The following is a 6,000-nucleotide window of genomic DNA, read 5'->3' as shown; positions in this document are numbered from 1 at the left end:
CTCTACTGAATCAATCTTAAATTGTTTGTCAAATTTTCTTCTTGATTTCATTGACTCCTCCGTTAAGCTTATTATCGTTTCTTTTGCTTAACTTCATGTCCTCTTTTTCGGGCAAGGCCATCTTGTTGTTTTTAATTCATGGCACAATATGGTTAGGCATTAAAAGCGAAGGCGAACTGCATGATAGGGCTATCACCACAGCGAACAGGCTGTGGCTTGTTTTATCAATAGTATCTGTATCATTTCTGGTTGCATCTAAATTTGCCACACCCATTTATGACAACTATATTGCCAACCCTATCCTTTTTATCTTTATCTTAATTACTGTGTTAGCAATTGTAGGAGTGAAGATTTTTCTGGCAAGGGAGAGCTTCTGGAAGGCATGGTTTTCATCTGCTGTTACAATACTTGGCGCTACTTTTTATGGATTCATAGGATTATTCCCCAATATGTTTCCTTCAAGCCTTAATCCTGAGTACAGCCTGACAGCTCATAACTCAGCTTCAAGTTCCCTGACCCTTACGATAATGCTTGTGCTTGCCCATATCTTTGTGCCGATTGTATTGGCATACCAGATTTGGGTCTATAATTTATTCAAAGATAAAGTTACTAAAGATGATTTGGCCTATGAAGAATCATATTAGGGGTGGTTGAATTGACTGAGATATTTATTTGGAAGGATAGAACTTTGTCTTACTTGAATAATAGGATTATTACCTTATCATCTCTCTTTGATATGGTTTATCCTTCCTTATTTTATTGCCACTGTCGTTTCATTTACACTGATGTATGGTTCAAAATTTTATCGAAAAATATATTCACTTATTTTAACTGTTAAATAAGGTATGGGACAAGACGAAAACTAAACAAATGATTAGGTATGAAATTGACTGATTATTCATTTCTTGTCGAATTCATCAAGAGTAATATATAAAGTATCATTATTGAGATGGAGGTTAAATGAAAATAATTCCATAATATTATCACTAAATTTTGACTATTTCTTTTGTAATTAGTATATTAACATGGTTAGCGTATAAATAATATTAAACAAAATGAGGTTAATTAAGATGAAATATACAATTAGATTATTTATACAATCAGTCATTATGCTATTATTTTTAATTTGTACTTTTTCATTATCCGGATGTGGTGAGGGGCTTGGAGGTCTGTTAGATCCATCTGCTTATCAGATGAATGAAGAGGAAAATCAGGATGGTCCGGACAATACAGATGATAATCGTTCTCCTATACTGGATCCAATTGGAAGCAAGGCGATTGATGAAGAGCAATTGCTTGAATTTACCATTAGTGCTAGTGATCCGGATGGAGATGAATTGACCTATTCTGCAAGTAACCTTCCAACAGGAGCGAATTTTGATACATTGACAAATGTATTTAGCTGGACACCAGCTTACAATCAATCGGGCAACTATACTGATGTCCTCTTTATTGTCACAGATAATGGTTCTCCGCCAAGCAGCGCATCAGAGGCGATAACAATATCTGTTGGGAATGTTAATCTTCCTCCAGTACTAGATCCTATCAGCAACAGATCAGTCGATGAGGGTGATGCTCTTCAGTTTACAGTAACTGCTGTTGATCCCAATACATGGGATGTTTTGACATTCTCGGCAACTAATCTCCCTTCTGGGGCGGTTTTTGATCCTAATACTCAAGAATTTAGCTGGACTCCGGGATATAACCAATCAGGTAACTACTCAGGTGTTAGATTTACTGTAACAGATGACGGGATTCCTCAAGAAAGCGATTTCGAGGAGATCGTCATTTCCGTTGGCGATGTTAATCGTCCGCCTGTTTTGGATCCAATAGGGAATAGGTCTGTGGATGAAAATGCGCTGCTTCAATTTATAATAACAGCAACCGATCCAGATGGGCATAATATTTCATATGCCGCAAGCAACCTCCCAAGTGGGGCAACATTCAATACGGGCACTCAAACATTTAGCTGGACTCCAACATATGAGCAGTCAGGATCATTCCCTGGCGTTCTCTTTACTGCGACAGATGATGGCATCCCAAATGAGAGTGACTCAGAATCTATCACAATCACTGTTAACAATGTTAATCGTGCTCCTGTATTAATCCCTATAGGCAACAAGTCAGTAAATGAGGGAGAATTGCTTGAATTTACTATCAACGCTAATGATCCTGATGCAGGCAATGTTCTGACATTTTCTGCAAATAATCTTCCAGTAGGCTCAAGCTTTGATCCTGTTACACGAAAATTTAGCTGGACTCCAGATTTTGATGATTCAGGAAGTTATCCGAATGTACGTTTTACTGTTGAGGATAACGGCGTACCGGTTTTGGATGACTTTGAGGATATTACTATAACCGTAAATAATGTCAACCGTGCACCTGTCCTTGATCCGATTGGCAATAAAGAGGTTGCTGAAGGGGTCGAACTTAGTTTTACCGTAACAGCCAGCGATCCGGATGTTGGGAATACTCTTACCTACTCAGCCACTAATCTGCCAATCGGGGCGAATTTTGATACTGGCACACAAGTTTTTAGCTGGACGCCAAATTTTGGAGATGCCGGGAATTATCCAAATGTTCGTTTCACAGTTGAAGACGATGGCGCGCCAGTATTAGACGATTTCGAAGAGATAACTATAACTGTGGGGAATGTGAATCGCCCGCCAGTGCTAGATGCTATAGGCAATAAGACTGTCACAGAAGGTGATTTGCTTCAATTTACCATCACAGCCAGCGATCCTGATGTTGGGGATACACTTACATATTCAGCCACTAATCTGCCAGCCGGGGCGAATTTTGATACTGGCACACAGGTATTTAGCTGGACACCAAACTATACTCAATCAGGGACATATACTTCAGTTAGATTCACTGTGGAAGATGATGGCGCGCCGATATTGAGCGATTTTGAAGAGATAACCATAACAGTTGATAATAGAGAATGGTGGAATACGTCATGGAATTATCGAAATGAGATCACAGTAACTGAACAGGCATGGTCAGGAGACCTGAATGATTATCAGATAAACGTCAATCTGAACTCTTCTAATTTTGATTTTTCCAAAGCGGATATAAATGGCGATGATATCAGGTTCACTTATTATGACCTGGGGACAGAGACTGAGATTGATTATTGGATCGAGAGTTGGAATTTTGGAGCTGAATTGGCTTCTATATGGGTTGAGGTGACGAATGTTCCTGAGGGTTTACCAGCGACTATCTATATGTATTATGGTAATGGCAGCGCAGGAGCGGGCTCTGATTTTGATGATACATTTACAAAAGACTATGGGGCTTCCGGACTGATGGGTATGTGGCACATAGATGAGGGCGCAGGAAATAGCAATATTGCTGATATATCAGGCAACGGCAACACAGGCACAATAAACGGCGCTGCCTGGGTCGGCACAGATGGGGGTCAATGGAGCAATAGAAGCGATGTTGTCTTTTCAACCGGCGACTCTCTTGATTTTGATGGAGCAACAGATTATGTTGAAGTCTCGGATAGCGCTAGTTTGGATGTTAATCGTGTAACCATTGGTGCGTGGTTTAAGGGAGAAGCTGGTGTTGGCGTGCCATCGCAAACTGAGATATTAAGGCCAAACGGGGCAGGTAGTGAAACATCTATCGTTAATCAGGATCCAGGTTCAGGGTCACACTGGGAATTAGTGGATGATGTAACTTCTGACGATAACAATACATTCGTATACCAGTCAGGCTCATTAGAGGATGAGATTTGGAGACGCGATTTGTATAGCATACCTGACCACAGCAAAGGCAGTGGAGTGATAAATAAAATTACAATCCACTATCGCGTTAAAAGATATGTTAGTAGCAATCGTAGCGCATGGGCTCAAGCTTCGTTAAGGACCTATGGCACAACTTATGATGGAACAGCATATTCAATAACATCCTTTGAAACATGGACGAATTATTCTGAGGAGGTATTAACTAATCCGAATACAGGCAGCGCTTGGACCTGGGATGAGATCGATGCATTAGAAATAGGTGTTAGACTCCGTATGAATTATTTTTTCCTTATAGGAAGTAGGGCTGCCTGCACTCAGGTCTATGTAGAGGTGGATTATACACCACCAGCTACTATAATAGGTAAAGGGGAAGATGCATACAAAATAGGCATTGATGAAAACAACTACCTTTGGGGCTTTATAAACAATAAGACCGTTTGCGCTCAGCTAATTAACCCGGCGACAACCTGGCATTACCTTGCGTTATCCTATGATGGAACTAATGAATGTTTGTATGTTGACGGCGTATTAGAGGACAGTAGAACATTCTATGAATCTATTACAGTTAACACGGATAATTTGTTAATTGGCGAATATGTTAACGGTATTATAGATGAGGTCAGTGTTTACGACAGGGGTTTTGGTGTTGATGAGATTATTTCATACTATGAAAGACGCCAGCACTCCAATCCTGAGCCTCAGGTATCCATTGGTGGTGAAGAATCTCTTTAATATTCTCTTGTTCAATTATATATGCATTGATAGGGGCCGGCTATAATAGTCGGCCTTTTGATATATAAACACTATTATCATTGATGTGATGAATTGTGTCCGGTATTGATGCTCCTAGAGTATAAATATGAGATTATTATCCCTATGAATCAGTTATTCAACAATTGAAAAATTATTTAAAAAAAAGATTTTATTCTCCGAAAGAATTTTTATCCTAAAATTATAATCCTCCTTTTGAAAAACGGTAAACCTTATTCGGTAAATAGATTTATCGAGCTTTTGAATTGGATCATTCATAGAAGTACAGATAGTAATCTCATCTTTAGTATTCCAATTGTAGTCAAAATTTTTACCAACCTCTGAAAAGATAAACTGCTTGGATTGTGAAGCCTTAAATTGACTTATATCAACAGCCTTTTCTACTATGTAAAAGATTCCTATAAATCTCTGTTTCTTAAAGATAGTATCAATAATACTTGAAGATAAAATAAATTTTAAGCATTTTTCTTCAGTTTCGATGGAAAAAAAGACTTCAAATGTTCTTCCATTATCAATCTTCTCTTTTGATTCTAACTCCTTTGAGGTTACTCCTGTATAGATGTTTTCATTTTTATAATCAATAGTATCTAATGTTTTGCATTGCATAATGACCAAACCAGAAAAATAGATCATTAGAATCAGTTTTGATTTTAAAAAATATCTCATAAATTTTAAACAAATATCAATTGAGAAGAAACATTATCTATCCACTGCTTATGGAATTGAAAGAAGGTGCATAATCCATACATCCAATATAGAATTAAACAGAGCAATAAAAACAAGCAAGCATTATTCAAGTATTATTGATATTTGTTCGAAGCTGGCGAACAGATATGGCGCCCCTTGCATTAAAGTATAAGAAACGAGCCTTTTTTTATTCATCCCTGGTGTTATAACTTCTCAAAAGGCTGCAGATAATCCCTTGTGATTTATTAAGAACTTGCTTGATGTTAATCTGATTCTAATGGAGAACCATTATCATAATCAATCCACTACCCTAAATTGAAAGCCCTTTGAGCTTATAATATCTCCCTTGACAACAACAAGATACAGCCTGTACACTCCTAGTGAAAGCTCGTTTTCCAGATAATCCATCTACCTATATCCCAAACAAATCAATCTGGCTATGCTCTTTATGCCGGAATTTGCTTTAGCTTGTTGTATAAGAAGATTCTACATCTTGTATATTGAATTCTACATGTGTAGAGGATTCTTCTACACATGTAGAGGATCCCTCTACAACATGAAGAATACATTCTCCACATGTAGATATGCAGTCTTCATATGAAGATTTGTTCTATACACCTGTAGATGGAGATTCTACAGGTGTAGATGTTTTCTCTACAGGTGCGGGAAGGGTTGTGTGAAGCGCTAAGAAGAGCCCTCTCTTGATTTGAATAAACAATCCTTTTAACTCTGCGTTCATCTGCGGCATGAAATCACAGTTTATCGCCATCTTAAGTATATAATAGCAGCG

At 38.1% G+C, this 6,000-nt stretch carries 4 protein-coding genes; 2 read left to right on the top strand and 2 right to left on the bottom strand.

Features of this window, described 5'->3' with window-relative positions; genetic code table 11:
* The first annotated feature begins 95 nt into the window (after positions 1 to 95).
* Complete coding sequence (locus tag SVZ03_07710; GenBank protein ID MDY6934093.1) at positions 96 to 644, top strand: cytochrome d ubiquinol oxidase subunit II; 549 nt, start codon at positions 96 to 98, stop codon at positions 642 to 644.
* Positions 645 to 1,070: 426 nt separating this feature from the next.
* Positions 1,071 to 4,484, top strand: a complete 3,414-nt coding sequence (locus SVZ03_07705; GenBank protein MDY6934092.1) for a DUF2341 domain-containing protein — start codon at positions 1,071 to 1,073, stop codon at positions 4,482 to 4,484.
* A gap of 153 nt (positions 4,485 to 4,637) precedes the next feature.
* On the opposite strand, the gene SVZ03_07700 is transcribed toward SVZ03_07705, so the two are convergent.
* Together SVZ03_07700 and SVZ03_07695 are read right to left on the bottom strand one after the other, a co-directional pair.
* Positions 4,638 to 5,129, bottom strand: coding sequence for a hypothetical protein (locus tag SVZ03_07700; protein MDY6934091.1), 492 nt, complete (start codon positions 5,127 to 5,129; stop codon positions 4,638 to 4,640).
* A 691-nt stretch (positions 5,130 to 5,820) separates the two neighbouring features.
* Positions 5,821 to 5,958, bottom strand: coding sequence for a hypothetical protein (locus SVZ03_07695; protein ID MDY6934090.1), 138 nt, complete (start codon positions 5,956 to 5,958; stop codon positions 5,821 to 5,823).
* Between the last annotated feature and the right edge of the window lie 42 nt (positions 5,959 to 6,000).

It is taken from the genome of Spirochaetota bacterium, assembly GCA_034190085.1.
Classification (GTDB): domain Bacteria; phylum Spirochaetota; class UBA4802; order UBA4802; family JAFGDQ01; genus JAXHTS01.
This window is presented reverse-complemented; position numbering and strand designations above follow the sequence as displayed.